The 16,746-nt window shown below is 72.9% G+C and carries 17 protein-coding genes; 8 read left to right on the top strand and 9 right to left on the bottom strand.

Features of this window, described 5'->3' with window-relative positions:
• Positions 1 to 9 precede the first annotated feature (9 nt).
• Positions 10 to 630, top strand: coding sequence for a response regulator (locus Dvina_RS26775; RefSeq protein WP_425516572.1), 621 nt, complete (start codon positions 10 to 12; stop codon positions 628 to 630).
• Here Dvina_RS26775 and Dvina_RS26770 read toward each other — a convergent pair.
• Positions 596 to 1,354 carry an arylamine N-acetyltransferase family protein gene (locus tag Dvina_RS26770; RefSeq protein ID WP_223105198.1) on the bottom strand — a complete coding sequence of 253 codons (759 nt, stop codon included), beginning with the start codon at positions 1,352 to 1,354 and terminating at the stop codon, positions 596 to 598. The genes Dvina_RS26775 and Dvina_RS26770 overlap by 35 nt on opposite strands.
• A gap of 8 nt (positions 1,355 to 1,362) precedes the next feature.
• The gene (locus Dvina_RS26765; protein WP_223105197.1) at positions 1,363 to 2,088 is read right to left on the bottom strand and encodes a laminin G domain-containing protein; all 726 of its coding nucleotides are present in this window, start codon (positions 2,086 to 2,088) and stop codon (positions 1,363 to 1,365) included.
• Positions 2,089 to 2,180: 92 nt separating this feature from the next.
• Between Dvina_RS26765 and Dvina_RS26760 the strand changes: the two genes are divergently transcribed.
• On the top strand, positions 2,181 to 2,981 hold the full coding sequence (locus Dvina_RS26760) for an alpha/beta fold hydrolase (RefSeq protein WP_223105196.1): 801 nt from the start codon (positions 2,181 to 2,183) through the stop codon (positions 2,979 to 2,981).
• On the opposite strand, the gene Dvina_RS26755 is transcribed toward Dvina_RS26760, so the two are convergent.
• The 4 genes from Dvina_RS26755 to Dvina_RS26740 all read right to left on the bottom strand — a co-directional run bounded on the left by Dvina_RS26755 (position 2,950) and on the right by Dvina_RS26740 (position 5,922).
• The gene (locus tag Dvina_RS26755) at positions 2,950 to 3,516 is read right to left on the bottom strand and encodes a DUF1062 domain-containing protein (RefSeq protein WP_223105195.1); all 567 of its coding nucleotides are present in this window, start codon (positions 3,514 to 3,516) and stop codon (positions 2,950 to 2,952) included. The two genes, Dvina_RS26760 and Dvina_RS26755, sit on opposite strands and share 32 nt — an antisense overlap.
• 207 nt (positions 3,517 to 3,723) lie before the next feature.
• Positions 3,724 to 4,356, bottom strand: a complete 633-nt coding sequence (locus tag Dvina_RS26750) for a response regulator (RefSeq protein WP_223105194.1) — start codon at positions 4,354 to 4,356, stop codon at positions 3,724 to 3,726.
• Positions 4,353 to 5,351, bottom strand: a complete 999-nt coding sequence (locus Dvina_RS26745) for a sensor histidine kinase (RefSeq protein ID WP_223105193.1) — start codon at positions 5,349 to 5,351, stop codon at positions 4,353 to 4,355. The genes Dvina_RS26750 and Dvina_RS26745 overlap by 4 nt, the downstream gene beginning before the upstream one ends.
• A 4-nt stretch (positions 5,352 to 5,355) precedes the next feature.
• A complete protein-coding gene (locus tag Dvina_RS26740; RefSeq protein WP_223105192.1) occupies positions 5,356 to 5,922 on the bottom strand; it encodes a hypothetical protein in 567 nt (188 codons plus the stop codon).
• Positions 5,923 to 6,104: 182 nt separating this feature from the next.
• Between Dvina_RS26740 and Dvina_RS26735 the strand changes: the two genes are divergently transcribed.
• Positions 6,105 to 7,958: a rhamnogalacturonan lyase gene (locus Dvina_RS26735; RefSeq protein ID WP_223105191.1), complete on the top strand. Its 1,854-nt coding sequence runs from the start codon at positions 6,105 to 6,107 to the stop codon at positions 7,956 to 7,958.
• A 13-nt stretch (positions 7,959 to 7,971) separates the two neighbouring features.
• Here the strand turns inward: Dvina_RS26735 and Dvina_RS26730 are convergent, their stop codons facing one another.
• Positions 7,972 to 8,943, bottom strand: coding sequence for a LacI family DNA-binding transcriptional regulator (locus tag Dvina_RS26730; protein ID WP_246656468.1), 972 nt, complete (start codon positions 8,941 to 8,943; stop codon positions 7,972 to 7,974).
• Between the two features lie 169 nt (positions 8,944 to 9,112).
• Between Dvina_RS26730 and Dvina_RS26725 the strand changes: the two genes are divergently transcribed.
• Genes Dvina_RS26725 through Dvina_RS26710 form a run of 4 tightly spaced genes read left to right on the top strand, consistent with a single transcriptional unit; the run spans position 9,113 to position 13,901 of the window.
• Positions 9,113 to 10,378 (top strand): sugar ABC transporter substrate-binding protein, encoded by a 1,266-nt coding sequence (locus tag Dvina_RS26725; RefSeq protein WP_223105189.1) that lies wholly within the window; start codon positions 9,113 to 9,115, stop codon positions 10,376 to 10,378.
• 2 nt (positions 10,379 to 10,380) lie between these two features.
• Entirely contained in the window at positions 10,381 to 11,247 is an 867-nt protein-coding gene (locus Dvina_RS26720) for a carbohydrate ABC transporter permease (RefSeq protein ID WP_223105188.1), read from the top strand.
• Positions 11,244 to 12,047, top strand: a complete 804-nt coding sequence (locus tag Dvina_RS26715; RefSeq protein WP_223105187.1) for a carbohydrate ABC transporter permease — start codon at positions 11,244 to 11,246, stop codon at positions 12,045 to 12,047. The genes Dvina_RS26720 and Dvina_RS26715 overlap by 4 nt, the downstream gene beginning before the upstream one ends.
• A gap of 9 nt (positions 12,048 to 12,056) precedes the next feature.
• Entirely contained in the window at positions 12,057 to 13,901 is a 1,845-nt protein-coding gene (locus tag Dvina_RS26710; RefSeq protein WP_223105186.1) for a glycoside hydrolase family 127 protein, read from the top strand.
• Between the two features lie 79 nt (positions 13,902 to 13,980).
• On the opposite strand, the gene Dvina_RS26705 is transcribed toward Dvina_RS26710, so the two are convergent.
• Positions 13,981 to 14,364 carry a VOC family protein gene (locus Dvina_RS26705; RefSeq protein WP_223105729.1) on the bottom strand — a complete coding sequence of 128 codons (384 nt, stop codon included), beginning with the start codon at positions 14,362 to 14,364 and terminating at the stop codon, positions 13,981 to 13,983.
• Positions 14,365 to 14,460: 96 nt separating this feature from the next.
• Positions 14,461 to 15,300, bottom strand: coding sequence for an SDR family NAD(P)-dependent oxidoreductase (locus tag Dvina_RS26700; RefSeq protein WP_223105185.1), 840 nt, complete (start codon positions 15,298 to 15,300; stop codon positions 14,461 to 14,463).
• Positions 15,301 to 15,727: 427 nt separating this feature from the next.
• On the opposite strand from Dvina_RS26700, the gene Dvina_RS26695 reads away from it, so the two are divergent.
• A complete protein-coding gene (locus Dvina_RS26695; RefSeq protein WP_223105184.1) occupies positions 15,728 to 16,510 on the top strand; it encodes a helix-turn-helix domain-containing protein in 783 nt (260 codons plus the stop codon).
• Positions 16,511 to 16,746: the final 236 nt, after the last annotated feature.

Genomic DNA, 16,746 nt, shown 5'->3' with positions numbered 1-16,746 from the left:
GGGTTCCGGATGATCCTCAACGCCGACGGGATCGACGTCGTCGCCGAGGCGGCCAACGGGGTGGAGGCGGTCGCGGCGGTGCGCCGCACGACGCCGGACGTGGTCCTGATGGACGTGCGGATGCCGGAGATGGACGGCCTCGAGGCGACCCGGCGGATCATGACCGGGGACGCCGCCGCGCCCCGGGTCGTCATCCTCACCACGTTCGACCTCGACCGGTACGTGTATGCGGCGCTGTCGGCGGGCGCGTCCGGCTTCCTGCTCAAGGACGTGAGCCCGGAGCAGCTGGTCGCGGCGGTCCGCCTGGTCCGCTCCGGTGACGCGCTGCTCGCGCCGGCGATCACCCGGCGGCTGATCGAGCGGTACGCGGCCCGCGACGCCGGGTCGGCCGCCCTGCACCGGGACCTGTCGACGCTCACCCCGCGCGAGCTCGAGGTGCTGGCGCTGCTGGCCCGCGGACTGTCGAACGCGGAGCTGGCCGAGCGGCTGTTCCTGTCCGACGCGACGGTGAAGACGCACGTGGCCCGGATCCTGCAGAAACTGCGGCTGCGGGACCGGGCCCAGGCGATCGTCGTGGCCTACGAGACCGGGCTCGTCACGCCGGGGTCCTCGCCTCCGGCAGGCGGGTGAGCTCGATGCCGAACTCGGTGCGGTAGGCGGCGAGCGCCTCGTCGCCGCTCAGCGTGCGCTCCTGCCTGGCGTCGCCGGTGGTGCGGATCAGCTTGCGACCGGAGAGCGTGATCCGCCCGCCGTCCTCGGTGACCCGTGAGCACGTCGGGCCCTTCGTGAAGTGCGACAGCGGCGAGGTCTGCTGATACCAGCAGGTGGGCCCGAAGTCACGCAGCAGATAGGGGCGGGGATCGATCCGGTACTCGTGCTCCCGCGGCCCGGTCACGATCAGCTCGCCGGCGTCCTCCGTCACGGTGTAGGTGCCGTCCGGGTCCGCCTGCGGCCCGGTGGCGTCGAGGCGCAGCGGATGGTGGGCGAACCGGCCGAAGCCGACGTCGACGAGCCAGGGGTGCTCGAGCTCGACGCGGAGCACCAGGTGGTCGAACGGGAAGCCGAACACCGTCCCGTTCCACGTCCGCGCGGAGTGCAGGGTGACGGTGTACCCGAGGTCGCGCAGCAGCAGCGCCAGCGCCCCGTTGACCTCGTAGCAGAACCCGCCCCGCCGGCGGTTGACGATCTTGTCGAGCAGCTCGTCGTCGCCGAGCCCGATCGGTTCGCCCAGGTGGATGCTCAGGTTCTCGAACGGCACCGTCCCCAGGTGCGCCCGCTGGATCCGCCGCAGCGTCCCGATGTCGGGCGTCGACGGCCGTTCGGTGATGCCGATCCGTGCCAGGTAGTCGTCCACACCGGACCCTACCGCGACTCCAGCTTCACGTAGTCGATGTCCCCGGCGTAGTAGTCGCAGCCGACGTCGACCTGGTCGCAGGCCGTCTTCCCGCCGACCGAGAGCGGCCAGTCGTTGGCGATGTACCCGGTCCACCCCGACTTGCGGGCCTCGGTGCGCCCGTCGACGATGAGGGCCAGCCCGGTCTGGGAGCGTTCGCAGCGCACGACGTGCCAGCGCCCGTCGTTGAGGCGGCTGCGCGAGGAGACGATGAGCGTGCCGTGGTCGCCCCGGAACAGGCACTGCGCGATGCCGCTGGGGATCTGCAGCTTGTAGTTGCCGCCGTCGACAGTCGCCTGGCCCTTCTGCACGACGTTGCCGAAGTGGTACTGCGTACGCAGCCGGACGGTGAGGGCGAAGTCGCGGTCGCCCGGGTTCAGGTCACGCTGCGACGGCACGGTGGCGAGGTGCCGCGGGTGCGTCGGCGGCGTGTCGGGGTCGAGGCGGGTGAAGCGGTACGCGGTCTCGCCCTGCACCCCGACGCCCGTCTGCACCTCTGACCCGACGGCACCGTCCAGGCCGTGCCCGGAGCTGTCAACCATGGTCCGGGCGCCCGGGCCCTCGTTCATCTCGTACTGCGCGACGGTATGCCCGCCGGACGTCTCGGCGACGGCCTCGGCCTGCACGGCGGTGGCCACAAGGGTCGCCGCGGTAGTGAACGTGACGGCGACGGCGAACCGCCCTCGGCTGCGCATGATGTACCCCCCGCTGGGTCGTTGTGCGCATCATCCTAATTGCCCGAATCATCCGCTGAAGTGGTTTTCGGTGGCTCTGAGATCATGGCTTGGTGCACCGCGTGGAGCTCCGCCGAGACGACGTCGTCCTGTCCTGCCTGACCGGCGGTCCGCCCGCCGCGCCGCCCGTCCTGCTGCTGCACGGCCTGGCCGGCGCCGGCACCGAGCTCCTCCCGACCGCGCACGCGCTGACCGGCGACTTCCGCGTGATCGTCCCCGACCAGCGCGCCCACGGCCACAGCACCAGGCGCCCGGCCGACCTGTCCCGCGACGCCTACGTGGCCGACGCCGCGTTCCTGCTCGACGCGCTCGGCGGCGCCCGCCCGGCCGCCGTCGCCGGCCAGTCGATGGGCGGCCACACGGCCATGCTCCTGGCCGCCCACCACCCGGAGCTGGTCTCCAACCTGGTCATGCTGGAGGCGGGCGTGGGCGGCACGGCCCCCGGTGACGACTACCCGGCCCGCCTGGGCCGCTGGTTCGCCTCCTGGCCGCTGCCGTTCCCGTCGGCCGCCGCGGCGGTGTCGTTCCTGGGCGCCACGCCGACCGCCCGCGCCTGGGCGGCCGACCTGGAGCAGCACCCCGACGGCCTGCGCCCCCGCTTCGACGCGGACATGATGGAGGCCGCCATCCGCCCGGTGGCCGCCGAAGCCCGCTGGGCGCAGTGGCAGGCGGTGCGGGCACCGACCCTGCTGATCCGCGGCGAGCGCGGCACCTGCCCGCCGGAGGAGGACGCCCGCATGCGCGCCCTGCGTCCCGGCGTCCGCTACGCCACCATCGCGGACGCCGGGCACGACGCCCACCTCGATCAGCCCGCGGCCTGGCTCACGCTGCTGCGGGCGGCGCTGACGGGCTGAGCACGACGAACCGGAAGCCGGCGGTGGCGGGCCGGCGCAGCGAGACGTCGCACTTGACCCGCGCCGGCACGTCGTTGCGGCTGATCCCCAGCCCGTGGGCGATGAGCCGATCCGGCCGCACCGGCACCGGGTCGGCGAACTCGACCTCGACCTGGACCGGCCAGTCGCCGGCGAGCGGGGCCGCCGGCGTGTCCAGTCGCCAGGCGCCGCGCCAGTCGAGCGCGGCGCGGTGCCGCGGGTCGAGCAGCACGGCGGCCACCAGCGCCGGGTCGTTGGCGTGGTAGCCGTCGAGCGCGGCCGGGTCGAGGCGGGCGACGGGCACCCGCTCGTGCACCGTGAGTTTGGACGTCCGGTCGCAGCCCACGCACCGGACCAGGAGCCAGACGTCCAGCAGCTTCCCGTTGGCGTTGACCCGGAACCGCCCGGGCCCGGTGGTCGCCGACGCCGACCGGCAGTCCGGGCAGCGGCGGTGCAGCAGCGGCAGCCTGGTCCGGCGGACGAGCCAGGACAGCACGATATGCGGTTGTGCGGACATGAGGATGTGCACTCTCTGCAGGACCCAGGCGAGGCCGATCAGTGCGCGGCCTCGAACGCAGCACGCCCGGGCGCCGAAGGGCAGCCCGGCCGGGCCGACGGGATACCCGGCGGCCGGAGATGCGGGAACAGGTGCGTCGGGGTCTACAGTGCGGGCGGTGTCACGCGGTGAACCTACGGCGGCGCCGCGGCGCGCCTCAACCGGGTTTCAGGGGCCGAGCAGGCCGTTGTCGCGGGCGTAGACGGCGGCCTGGGTGCGGTCGCGCAGGCCGAGGCGGCTCAGGATGCGCGAGACGTGGTTCTTCACCGTGCCCTCGCTGAGGAACATCCGGCCGGCGATCTCGCGGTTCGTCGCGCCCGTGGCCACCAGCCGCAGGATCTCCAGCTCCCGGGTCGTCAGGTCCGCGGCCGGGAGGGCGGACGGGCGCAGCGCGGCCAGCCGCCGGGCCACCGCCGGGTCCAGCTGGGCCACGCCGCGGTGGACCAGGCGCACCGCGTCCGCGAGCTCGGCCGCACCCAGGTCCTTCAGCAGGTAGCCGTCCGCGCCCGCACGCAGGGCCAGGGCCACGTACTGGTCGTCGTCGAACGTGGTCAGCATGACGACCCGGCACGACGGGTGGGTCGTGCGCAGCGCCCGGGTGGCCTCCACGCCGTCCAGGCCGGGCATGCGCACATCCATCAGCACCACGTCCGGCCCGAGCTCGGCGGCCCGCTGCAGGGCCTCCTCGCCGCCGGCGGCGGTGCCGACGACCTCGATGCCGGGCTGGATGCCCAGCAGCGAGGCGATGCCGTCGCGGACCAGCTGCTGGTCGTCCACCACCAGGACGCGGACGGGGGTCATGCCGGGGCCGGGATGGTGACGGTCAGGCGGACGCCGGAGTCGGCCGGGGCGAGGGTCAGGGTGCCGCCGAGCTGTTCGACGCGCTCGCGCATGCCCTGCAGGCCGAAGCCGGCGCCCGGGGACTCGGGCAGGCCGGTGCCGTCGTCGGTCACGGTGAGCGTCGCGCGGCCGCCGCGGAAGTCGGCGGCCACGGCCATGGCCCGTGCGTTGCCGTGGCGCCTGGCGTTGGTCAGGGCCTCCTGCGCGGCCCGGTAGACGGCCAGGCGGACGGGCGCGGGCACGGCGGCCTCGTCGCCCAGGACCGAGACCGTCACATCGGGCGCGTGCCGGGCCAGGTCCCGCACGGACGGCGGCGCGTCGCGCAGGGTGCGCACCGAGTCGCGGACCTCGGCCAGCGCCTGCTTCGCCGACCAGCGGGCGTCGGTGACGGCGCGGGCGGCGGCCTGCTGGTCGCGGTCGCGGAACGCCTCGGCCTTCTCCAGCTGGACGGCGATGGCGGTCAGGTGGTGGCCGAGGCTGTCGTGGATCTCGCGGGCCAGCCGGTTGCGCTCCCGGGCCGCGGCCAGCTCGGCCACGGCATCCATCCGGCCGACGGCGAACGCGGCCGCGGTCAGGGCGAGGACCAGGCCGACCGCGTACATCACCAGGTCCCCCACGTCGCCCGCCCCACCGGCGGCGAAGAACAGCGCGAGCAGACCGGCCCCGGCCGCGCCCAGCACGACGGCGGTGCGGCGGCCCATGGTGAAGTACGCGGCGAACGGCACCGTGATGAACAGGGCACCCGTGAGTCCGCTGGGGTCGAACGGGGCCACGAGGGCCAGCAGGGCCACGCGGACCACCAGCCAGGCCCGCCGCCCCCGGTCCAGCGCCTCGACGCCGGCCAGGGCGAGCACCCCGGCGGCGAAGCCGAGCGCGGACAGGTCGAGGGGGCGGGCGGTCAGGCCGGCGGCGAGGACCGCGCCGCACAGCACGAACGGCACCCAGCGCACGGGCATGGCGTCAGGCTACCGACACGGGCCGGGCGGCCGGGAGGGCGGTGCGGGACAGCCAGGCGACCGATGCGCCGGCGGCGATGTGCACGAGGCTCGTCCACGGGGTGTCGTCGAGCCGCGCGAGGGCGGCCAGGAGGGTCAGGCCGAGGCCGTAGCCGATCGCCGGCAGCTTCGGGAAGACCCCCGCTCGCACCATCGACGCCGCGAACAGCAGCGTGCCGAGGACGAACACCGCGGCGCCGGCGGTGAGCACCGGGCCCGTCGGACCGGCCCTGAGGGAGGCCACGGTGGCGTCGTCGAGGAAGAACAGCACCACATTGAGGGAGAAGGCCACGCCGTTGAAGAGCCCGAGGCCCAGCAGGTGTACTGCGAACGCCAGCGCCCCGAACCGCCCGCTCTCGTTGCGCTGGTGGAAGTACAGGACCGTCGCGGTCGGGGCGGCGAGGACGACACCGAGGCCGAGCACCAGGCTCGTCGCGGCCGTCTCGCCGGTGAAGGCCTCGATCGCACCGGGCACGGCGATGCACAGGCCGAGCAGGACGCCGCAGCCGGCGCCGAAACGTTGGAACCACATGCCCCGGGACGCTATGGCCGGTGACGGGGCGCCCGGGAGTGCCGACCGGCCAACCTTCCACCGCCGACCGGCACGCGTCCTTTCGCCGCTTTCACGCCAAGACGTTGACAGATATCGATGCAAACCGTAGCTTGGCGGGCCGGGCAAGCGCTTTCCCACCCCAACCGAAGGGAATGTCGTCCATGAAACGTATCAACGCCCCGTCGCTCACCGTCGCGGTCGCCGCGGCGGTCCTGCTCGCGGCCGGCTCGACCGTGTCCGCGACCAGGTCCGCGTCCGCCGCGCCGCAGCAGAGCGCGGCCGCACCGCCGGCGACCGCGATGACCGAGCACCTCGACCGCGGCCTGATCAGCCTGCGCACCGGCGAGGGCAACTTCCTGTCGTGGCGGCTGCTCGGCACCGACGCACCCGGCACCGCCTTCAACGTGTACCGCGACGGCGTCAAGGTGAACGCCGCCCCGGTCACCAAGGGCACGAACTACACGGACGCCGGCGCCCCGGCCGGTGCCCGCTACTCGGTCCGCCCGGTCGTCGGCGGGCTCGAGCAGGCCTCCCTGACCGCCGGCGCGTCGACCGCCGCCCTGGCCGCGAGCAGCATGGACGTGCCGATCCAGCTCCCGGCCGGCGGGACCACCCCCGACGGCGTCGCCTACACGTACAGCGCCAACGACGCCTCCGTCGGCGACCTCGACGGCGACGGCCAGTACGAGATCGTGCTCAAGTGGGACCCGTCCAACTCCAAGGACAACTCGCAGTCCGGCTACACCGGCAACGTCTACATCGACGCGTACAAGCTCAACGGCACCCGGCTGTGGCGCATCGACATGGGCCGCAACATCCGGGCCGGGGCGCACTACACCCAGTTCCAGGTGTTCGACTACGACGGTGACGGCAAGGCCGAGGTCGCGATGAAGACCGGCGACGGCACCCGCGACGGTGTCGGCACCGTCATCGGCAACGCATCCGCCGACTACCGCAACTCCTCCGGCTACATCCTCACCGGGCCGGAGTACCTCACCGTGTTCAACGGACAGACCGGCGCCGCGATGGCCACGACCAGCTACGTGCCCGCCCGCGGCACCGTCTCGTCCTGGGGCGACAGCTACGGCAACCGCGTCGACCGGTTCCTGGCCGGCACCGCCTACCTCGACGGGTCCCGGCCGAGCATCATCATGGCCCGCGGCTACTACACCCGCACGGTGGTCGTCGCCTGGGACTGGCGCAACGGGGCCCTGACCCGCCGCTGGACCTTCGACAGCAGCAGCTCCACCAACGGCTCGGCCTGGACCGGGCAGGGCAACCACCAGCTGGCGATCGCCGACGTGGACCAGGACGGCCGCGACGAGATCGTCTACGGCGCGATGGCGATCGACGACAATGGCGCCGGGCTCTGGAACACCGGCAAGGGCCACGGCGACGCGCTGCACGTCGGCGACCTCATCCCGGGCCGGCCCGGCCTCGAGGTGTTCAAGGTCGACGAGAACACCAACCAGGCCGCGGCCTGGATGGCCGACGCCCGCACCGGCGCGATCATCTGGCAGAACGCGTCGTGCGGCTGCGACAACGGCCGCGGCGTCTCCGACGACATCTACGCCGGCAGCCCCGGCGCCGAGTCGTGGTCCTCGGCGGTCAGCGGCCTGTTCAACACCGGCGGCGCGAACATCGGCCGCAAACCGTCGTCGGCCAACTTCGTGGTCTGGTGGGACGGCGACGCGCAGCGGGAACTGCTCGACGGCACCCACATCGACAAGTACGGCACCAGTGCCGACACCCGGCTGCTCACCGCGAGCGGCGTGCACTCGAACAACGGCACGAAGGCGACCCCGTCGCTGTCGGCCGACATCCTCGGCGACTGGCGCGAGGAGGTCATCTGGCCGACGACCGACAACCGGGCCCTGCGCATCTACTCCACGACCGACAGCACCGCCATCTCGCACGTGTCGCTGATGCAGGACCGGATGTACCGCGAGGCCGTCGCCTGGCAGAACACCGCCTACAACCAGCCGCCGCACACCAGCTTCGCCCTCGCCGGGTAGCGCCCGGCCGCCGTCACACCGCAGTGGAGGCCCGGGGCACCAGCCGGCAGGGCAGCGCCCGCTGGCCGGGCACCGGGTCTCCGTTGATGGCGTTGAGCAGGAGCTCGGCGGCGCTGCGCCCGATCCCCTCCAGGTCCATGTCGACGCTGGTGAGCTGGGGCCGGCACGCCTCGACCATGACGTCCCAGTTGTCGAAGCCGACAAGGGCCACGTCGCCCGGGATGGTGCGCCCGGCCTCGCGCAGGGCCTCGGCCACCCCCCGGGCGATCTGGTCGCTGCCGCAGAACACGGCGTCGACGTCGGCCCGCGTGGACAGCAGCATCCCGGCGGCGTGCCGGCCCCACGCCTCGCTCCACTCACCGTGCAGCGGCGGGCAGGCCAGCTCGAGGCCCTGCTCCACGAGCGTGTCCGCGGCCGCGGCGGCCCGGACCCGGGCCGAGTGGTGGTGCTCGGGCCCGGTGACGTGCGCGATGCGGCGGCGGCCGATCGCGAGCAGGTGCCGGACGGCCCGGCGGGCACCGTCGGCCTCGTCGGGCACCACCGAGCAGTCGTCCGGGTTCTGCGAGCTGATGAACGCGTAGACGACCGGCACGGGAAGGTCGGCGGCGATCGGCGGGCGGGCCTGGGTGCGCCGGCCGGTGACGATGATCCCGTCGACCTTGCGGCTCAGCAGGGTGCGCAGGTAGTACTGCTCGCGGATCGGGTCGTCGCGGGCGTCGGCCAGCAGGACGGAGACCTGGCCCGCGCCGAGCGCGTCCTCCGCGCCGATCATGAGCGGGATGCTGAACCGTCCGATACTGTCGGTGGTGATCATGCCGACGGTGTAGGTGCGGCCGGTCTGCAGGCCCCGCGCGGCCGCGTTGGCGATGAACCCCAGCTGCTCGGCGGCCTGCTGCACGCGCTGGCGGGTCTCGGCGCGCAGGGAGCCCCGGCCGTTGAGCGCCTTGGAGGCGGTGCCGGTCGAGACCCCCGCTAAGGCCGCCACCTCACTGATCGTGGCCGGCCGGACGACGTTGCTCAGTGTGTCCCCCTGGAGTTTCCTTGTTTCCTCGGCTGTGACCGTAACAGTGCCTTGACACCCGATCAAGGCGCTGCCTAGCGTCAAGGCAATCGTTTTCCGAGCTTTCCTTGACACCCCCGATGAGGAAACCCGAATGACAGTCTCCATCGCTCGGCGGACCGGCCTGCGGGCCGTCGTCGCCGTCGCCGCTTCCGCCTGCCTGCTCGCCGGCTGCTCCACCACCGGCGGCACCGACACCGGCTCGACCGGCTCCGCGGGCGGCGGCACCTACACGATCTGGGACCCGTACCCGCAGTTCGACGACGGCGCCGACTGGGTGAAGCTGCTGCAGAAGTGCGGCACCGACGCCGGCGTCACCGTGAAGCGCACCGCCTACGACACCTCCGACCTGACCAACAAGGCGCTGCTCGCGGCGCAGCAGAGCAACTCCCCCGACGTGCTCATTGTCGACAACCCGGTCGTGTCCACCCTGGCCGACGCCGGCGTGCTCACCACCACCGAGGAGATGAAGGTCGACACCGCCGCCATCTCGCCGAACCTCCTCGCCGCCGGGCAGATCGGCGGGAAGGCCTACGGCATCCCGATCGGCGCGAACACCCTGGCCCTCTACTACAACAAGGCGGTGCTCACCGCGGCCGGCGTCGACCCGGCCACGGTCAAGGACTGGGCCTCGCTGACCGCCGCGCTGAACAAGGTCAAGGCGACCGGCAAGAAGGGCATCACGTTCTCCGCCATCGGCACCGAGGAGGGCAGCTTCCAGTTCCTGCCCTGGTTCTGGGGCTCCGGGGCGAACCTCACCAAGCTCGACTCGCCCGAGGGCGTGTCCGCGCTGACACTGTGGACCGACTGGCTGAAGAACGGCCTCGCCCCGAACTCGGTCATCGGCAACACCCAGACCACCAGCTGGCAGGAGTTCGCGACCGGGCAGTTCGCGTTCGCCGAGAACGGCACCTGGCAGCTGGGCAACGCCAAGAAGGCCGGCTTCGACTACGGCATCATCCCGATCCCGTCGAAGGCCGGCGGCACCGCGCCCGCGCCGACCGGCGGCGAGTTCGTGACCGCACCGGTGCAGAAGGACACGGGGCGCTACGCGACGACGCAGAAGCTCATCGCCTGCCTCTCCAGCGCCGACAACGCCTACACCACCGACACGACGCTGTCGTACATCGCCGCCACCGACGCCGTGCAGACCAAGCAGGTCGCGGCCAACGCCGAGCTGAAGGTGTGGGTCGAGGCGGTCAAGGCGGCCAAGGGCCGGACCAGCGACAACCTCGGCACCAAGTACCCGAAGATCTCCCAGCCGCTGTGGACGGGCTTCCAGGCCGCCCTCAGCGGCGGCAAGTCACCGCAGGACGCGTTCACCGCCGCCCAGAGCACCGCGGCCGCGGCCACCAAGTGACCATGCGCTCCAAGGTCAGCGGGTGGGCGTTCCTCGCGCCGGTGGTCGTGTACCTCGGCGCGTTCTACGCCTACCCGCTGTACCGCAACCTCGACCTGAGCCTGCGCCACTACACGGTCCGCTCGTTCGTGCAGGGCGACGCCCCGTTCACCGGGCTCGACAACTACGACACGATCTGGTCCGACCCGACGTTCTGGCCGGCCGTCTGGCACACCGCGGTGTTCACGGGCGTGTCGCTGGTCTTCCAGTTCTCGATCGGCATGGCCCTCGCGCTGTTCTTCCGGCAGCACTTCCCGCTCTCGGCGACGCTGCGGGCGCTGTTCCTGGTGCCGTGGCTGCTGCCGCTGATCGTGTCGGCCTCGACGTGGTCGTGGATGCTCAACAGCGACTCCGGCATCGTCAACGCGGCGCTGCGCCTGATCGGGCTGGACCCGGTGAACTGGCTGACCTCGCCCGCGTGGTCGCTCGCCTCGGTGACGATCGCCAACATCTGGATCGGAATCCCGTTCAACCTGGTGGTCGTGTACTCCGGCCTGCAGGCGATCCCCGCGGAGATCTACGAGGCCGCGGCCCTCGACGGGTCCCGGCCCTGGCAGACGTTCTGGCGCATCACGTTCCCGCTGCTGCGGCCGGTCTCGGCGATCACGCTGCTGCTCGGGCTCATCTACACGCTCAAGGTCTTCGACATCATCTGGATCATGACCAAGGGCGGCCCCGCGGACGCCTCCACCACCCTGGCCACCTGGTCGTACCGGCTCAGCTTCGGCAACCTCCTGCCCGCCTTCGGACCCGGGGCGGCGGTGGGCAACCTGCTCATCATCGTCGCCATGGTCTTCGGCCTCCTCTACATCCGGACGTCGCTGCGATGAAGCTCAAGACCGTCGTCGGCGTGCTGCTCACCGCGATCATGCTGTTCCCCGTCTACTGGATGGTGAACGTGTCCCTGACCCGGGACACCGACATGCGCGCCGACCCGCCGCACCTGTTCCCGCTGCACGGCACCCTCGAGGGCTACCGGGCGGTGCTGGACCAGCAGCTGCCGTACCTCATCAACAGCCTCATGATCGGCATCGGCACCGTGGTGCTCACGGTCGCGCTGTCGGCCCCGGCCGGGTTCGCGCTGGCCAAGCTCCGCCCGCGCGGCGGCGGCTGGCTCAGCTTCGTGCTGCTCGTCGCCCAGATGATCCCCAGCATCATCATGGCGATGGGCTTCTACGCCATCTACCTGCGCCTCGGCGTCCTCAACAGCACGGCCGGGCTGATCCTGGCCGACTCCACCATCGCGGTGCCGTTCGGCGTGCTGATCTTCACCGCGTTCATGTCCGGCATCCCGGACGAGCTCACCGCGGCCGCCACCGTCGACGGGGCCGGCCCGCTGCGCACGTTCTGGTCGGTGATCCTGCCGGTGAGCCGCAACGCCGTGGTCACCGTCAGCCTCTTCGCGTTCCTGTGGGCGTGGTCCGACTTCGTGTTCGCCACCACGCTCGACGGGGGCGGCACCCAGCAGCCGATCACGCTCGGCATCTACCACTACATCGGCAACAACAACCAGCAGTGGAACGCCATCATGGCCACCGCCGTGGTCGCGTCCATCCCCGCGACCCTGCTGCTCATCGTGGCGCAGCGGTACGTGGCCGCCGGCGTGACCGCCGGCGCCGTCAAGGACTGAGGAAGCTACATGCACAACTCCTTTGGCCCCGCCGTGCCCACCGACCGGGCGATCAGCGCACTGCGCCCCCTCGACGCCGGCGCCGCCCGCCTCGACCCCGCCGGCCTGCTCGGCGGCTGGCAGGCGCGCAACAGCGCCGCGACCCTGCCGCACTGCATCGAGCAGCTGCACGAGCGCGGCAACCTCGACAACCTGCACCGCGTCACCGGCGACTTCGACGGGCCGTTCCGGGGCTGGTGGTTCGCCGACACCGACGTGCACAAGACGCTCGAGGCCGCGCTGTGGGCCGGCGCGTTCCCGTCGTTCGTCGCCGACGCCGTGCAGCTGCTGGAGAAGGTCCAGGACCCGGACGGCTACCTGGTGTCGTACTTCCAGGCCGGCAACCGCGAGCGCCAGTGGGCCGAGCTGCCCTCGAGCCACGAGATGTACACCGCCGGCCACCTCGTGCAGGCGGCCGTCGCCGGGGCCCGCAGCGCGCCGCCGGACACGTCGCAGCACGCCGTCGCCCAGCAGCTCCTCGCGGTCGCGCGGCGCTTCGCCGACCTGCTCGTCGAGCGCTTCGGCGCGGGCGGGGAGGACGCCGTCGACGGGCACCCGGAGATCGAGACGGCGCTCGTGGAACTGTTCCGGGTGACCGGCCACCGCCCGTACCTCGACCTCGCCGCGCGCCTGATCGACATGCGCGGCCACGGCCTGCTCGGGCCCGAGGGCCGCTTCGGCCAGCGCGCCTACTACCAGGACCACCGGCCGGTGCGCGAGGCCACCGAGGTCACCGGGCACGTCGTGCGGCAGGTGTACCTGCTCGCCGGCGCGGTGGACGTGGCCGTGGAGACCGGTGACGTGGAGCTGCTGCGGGCGGCGGAGCGGCTGTGGGACTCCGCGCAGTCGTCCAAGACGTACCTCACCGGCGGCCAGGGCTCCCGGCACCGCGACGAGGCGTTCGGCGACCCGTACGAGCTCCCGCCGGACCGCGCGTACGCCGAGACGTGCGCCGCCATCGGCAGCTTCCAGTGGGCGTGGCGGCTGCTGCTCGCCACGGGGCAGGCCCGCTTCGCGGACGAGATGGAGCGGGTGCTGTACAACGGCATCGCCTCGGGCATCGCCCTTGACGGGACGTCGTTCTTCTACTCCAACCCGCTGCAGCTGCGCACCGGCCACGACGGGTCGGACGAGGACGCACCCGGCGAGCGGCTGCCCTGGTACAAGTGCGCCTGCTGCCCGCCGAACCTGGCCCGGCTGATGGCCTCGCTGCACGCCTACGCGGCCACCGGCACCGACGCCGGCCTGCAGCTGCACCTGTACACCCCGGGCACGTTCTCGTCCGGCGGCCACACCGTCCAGGTCACCACCCAGTACCCGTGGGACGAGACGGTCGCCGTGTCGTTCACCTCCTCGACCGGCGAGCCGTTCGCCCTGACGCTGCGGGTCCCCGCGTGGTGCAGCGACCCGACGGTGGTGCTCAACGGGCGGCGGGTCGGCTTCGTCGAGGACGGCCGCGTGCGCATCGAGCGCATCTGGCAGGCCGGCGACCGGGTCGAGCTGATCCTGCCCATGCCGCCCCGCTTCGTCACCCCGCACCCGCGGGTCGACGCCGTCCGTGGCACCGCGGCCGTCATGCGGGGACCCGTCGTCTACTGCCTCGAGCACGCCGACGTGCCCGGCGTGTGCTTCGAGGACATCTACCTCGACGCCGACGCGCCGATCGAGGTGCGCCGCGACCACCCGCTCGCCCCGGTGGCGCTCGTGGTGCAGACCGACCGCCCCGTGGCCACCATCCCCTACTTCCTGTGGGCCAACCGCGGCCCCGGACCCATGCGGGTCTGGATCCCGCTTCGCCCGTACGCCCCGAGGTGAGCAACCCCGTCACGTACCCGGCGTAGGGCTGGCCGCGGCGGGCCGGAGGGGCGCTCCCGGGCAGGGCGCCCCCTGCCGGCTACTGCGCGGTGATCTGGATCAGGTTGCCGACCGTGTCGTCGAACACCGCGGTGGTGACCGGCCCCATCTGCGTCGGCGGCTGGGTGAACACGACGCCGGCCGCGGCGAGCCGCTCGTACTCCTGCTGGACGTCCGCGACCGCGAACGACGTCGCCGGGATGCCGTCGGCGACGAGCGCGTCCCGGAACGGCTTGACCGCCGGGTGCCCGTCCGGCTCGAGCAGCAGCTCGACCCCGTCCGGCTCCCCCGCGCCGACCACTGTCAGCCAGCGGTGCTCGCCGAGCGGCACGTCGTGCTTCTTCACGAAGCCCAGCACGTCCGTGTAGAACTCCAGGGCCTTCTGCTGGTCGCTGACAAACACGCTTGTCACGTTGATTCGAATCGTCACGCCCGCCAGCATAGGCAAGTCGCGGCTTGCCTATCAAGTCCGACGCCCGGCACAGCAGGCTGATACCGGGAGTCGCGGAGGGCGCCGCGGTCAGGACGCACCGGCCGGTCGGGCGACCCCGTCGGCGGTGGCGGCCAGCGCACGCCCGGCCCGCCAGGTCGCGAGCCGCTCGGCGTAGGCCCGTTCGGCGATCGCGTACGGGTAGGTGCCCAGAAACAGCCGCAGCGGCGGCTCGGCCATATCGACGAGCTCCAGCACGGCCCGGGCCGTCGCCTCCGGCTCGACCGCCACGTGCCGCGCGGCCGCCGCCCGCCGGGCTGCCCGCAGCCCGTCGTACGCGGGATTGCGCGGCGCCCAGACCGCGGAGTCGCCACCCCAGTCCGTCGAGTACGGCCCCGGCTCGACGATCGTCACGTGCACCCCCGCGGGCCCGACCTCCTGCGCCAGCGCCTCGGAGAGCCCCTCCAGGGCCCATTTGCTGCAGTTGTACCCGCCCAGCAGCGCAAAGCCCGCCACTCCCCCGATGCTCGAGACCTGCACCAGGTGCCCGTGCCCCTGCGCGCGCATGACGGGCAGCACCGCCTGCGTGACCCACAGCGCACCGAGGAGGTTGGTCTCCAACTGGTCGCGCACCTGCTGCTCCGTCAGCTCCTCGACCGCCCCGAACAGCCCGTACCCCGCGTTGTTCACCACCACATCGAGCCGCCCGAACCGCTCGGCCCCGGCGGCGACGGCCGCCACGGCGGCCGCGCGGTCCCTGACGTCGAGGGCGAGGGGCAGCACCGACCCGGGAAACCGCTGGACGAGCCCGTCGAGCGAGCGCACGTCACGCGCGGTGGCCACGACGCTGTCCCCCCGCTCGAGCGCCGCGAGTGCCCAGACCCGCCCAAGACCCCGCGAGGTCCCCGTAATGCACCAAACCTTAGCCATACCCCCGATACTCCGGCCCGCGCGGCAACGGTAGCCAGCACCCTGGCAGGGATACCTTTCGCGCGACGCGGCCTCAGAGTTCGGCCCCGCGGCCGGGTCACCCTCTCCTTCACGGCGCGCGCTCAGGGCTTGCCGGGCGCACACTGCATCCGGCACGAACAGCCCTCATACGGCCCGGGCTCAGCATCCTCACGCCGCGCGGGCCCGGCGGCTTCACGTGGCGCGGGCCCGGCAGCCTCACGCCGCGCGGGCTCAGCAGCCTCGCGCCGCGCGGGCTCAGCAGCCTCGGGCGACGCGGGCGCAGCAGCCTCAGGCGGCGCGGGCGCGGGCGACGCGGGCGCGGGCGACGCGGGCGCGGGCGACGCGGGCGCGGGCGACGCGGGCGCGGGCGACGCGGGCGCGGGCGGCGCGGGCTAGGGTTGAGGGCGTGGACGGCACCAACCGGCTGGGCGAGTACCTGAAGGCCAGACGCGCCCAGATCCGCCCACCGGCAAGCACCGGCCGCCGCCGTGTCCCGGGCCTGCGCCGCTCCGAACTGGCCAGCGCGGCGGGGATCAGCGAGCAGTACCTGACCCGCCTGGAGCAGGGCCACGACCGCCACCCGTCCGACCAGGTGCTGCACGCGCTGGCCCGGGCCCTCGAGCTGGACGACGACGCCCGGGCCCACCTGCGCCGCCTGGCCGCACCACCGGCTTCACCGTCACACGGGCGGCCGCCGGAGGTGTTGGCCGAGGGCGCCCAGGAACTCCTGGACGCGTGGTCGGGCATCCCCGCCTACGTCCGCGGCCGCCACTTCGACGTCCTGGCCGCGAACGCCTTGGCCCAGGCCCTGGTTCCCACCCACCGCCCGGGCCGCAACCTGGTCCGCGACGTCTTCCTGGCCCCGCAGATGCGCACCTTCTACGCCGACTGGCCGACGGTCGCCACCTCCACCGTCGCCGCCGTACGCACCGCCGCCGGCGCCAACCCGAACGACGAGGCCCTGACCGCCCTGATCAACGACCTGCTCGACCAGAGCGCCGACTTCCGAGCCCTCTGGTCCCGGCACGACGCCCAGCCGACCCGCGACGAACGCAAGCTCTTCCGCCATCCGGCCTTGGGCACCTTCCACCTGTACCGCCACGTCCTCGCCATCGCCGACTCCAACGGCCAGGTCATCATCGCCTACCGCCCACCCCCAGGCTCCGACATCCTGACCCGCCTGACCTGACCCACGCACACCACCGCTCACCACGACCACTCCACCCACCACATCCGCCGTCCCCACGCACCCCGACACCGACTGCCCCCGGGGCGCCGCCGCGGCCACTCACCGCCCACCCGCTGCCCCGCTCACCAACCGCCACCACGCCCGCCGCCCCCACCTCATCGCGACACCGGCTGCCCCGGCGCACACCGCCGCCACTCACCACCGAGCCACTGCCCCGGGCGCACCACCCGTCGCCA

Origin of the sequence: Dactylosporangium vinaceum, assembly GCF_019904175.1 — a bacterium.
Lineage (GTDB): Bacteria > Actinomycetota > Actinomycetes > Mycobacteriales > Micromonosporaceae > Dactylosporangium > Dactylosporangium vinaceum.
This window is presented reverse-complemented; position numbering and strand designations above follow the sequence as displayed.

Excerpts from the sequence above, each read along its gene's own strand:
- Dvina_RS26775 (WP_425516572.1), top strand. The coding sequence starts at position 10 with ATGATCCTCAACGCCGACGGGATCGACGTCGTCGCCGAGGCGGCCAAC.
- Dvina_RS26765 (WP_223105197.1), bottom strand. The coding sequence starts at position 2,088 with ATGCGCAGCCGAGGGCGGTTCGCCGTCGCCGTCACGTTCACTACCGCG.
- Dvina_RS26755 (WP_223105195.1), bottom strand. The coding sequence starts at position 3,516 with ATGTCCGCACAACCGCATATCGTGCTGTCCTGGCTCGTCCGCCGGACC.
- Dvina_RS26750 (WP_223105194.1), bottom strand. The coding sequence starts at position 4,356 with ATGACCCCCGTCCGCGTCCTGGTGGTGGACGACCAGCAGCTGGTCCGC.
- Dvina_RS26745 (WP_223105193.1), bottom strand. The coding sequence starts at position 5,351 with ATGCCCGTGCGCTGGGTGCCGTTCGTGCTGTGCGGCGCGGTCCTCGCC.
- Dvina_RS26740 (WP_223105192.1), bottom strand. The coding sequence starts at position 5,922 with ATGTGGTTCCAACGTTTCGGCGCCGGCTGCGGCGTCCTGCTCGGCCTG.
- Dvina_RS26735 (WP_223105191.1), top strand. The coding sequence starts at position 6,105 with ATGAAACGTATCAACGCCCCGTCGCTCACCGTCGCGGTCGCCGCGGCG.
- Dvina_RS26725 (WP_223105189.1), top strand. The coding sequence starts at position 9,113 with ATGACAGTCTCCATCGCTCGGCGGACCGGCCTGCGGGCCGTCGTCGCC.
- Dvina_RS26720 (WP_223105188.1), top strand. The coding sequence starts at position 10,381 with ATGCGCTCCAAGGTCAGCGGGTGGGCGTTCCTCGCGCCGGTGGTCGTG.
- Dvina_RS26715 (WP_223105187.1), top strand. The coding sequence starts at position 11,244 with ATGAAGCTCAAGACCGTCGTCGGCGTGCTGCTCACCGCGATCATGCTG.
- Dvina_RS26710 (WP_223105186.1), top strand. The coding sequence starts at position 12,057 with ATGCACAACTCCTTTGGCCCCGCCGTGCCCACCGACCGGGCGATCAGC.
- Dvina_RS26700 (WP_223105185.1), bottom strand. The coding sequence starts at position 15,300 with ATGGCTAAGGTTTGGTGCATTACGGGGACCTCGCGGGGTCTTGGGCGG.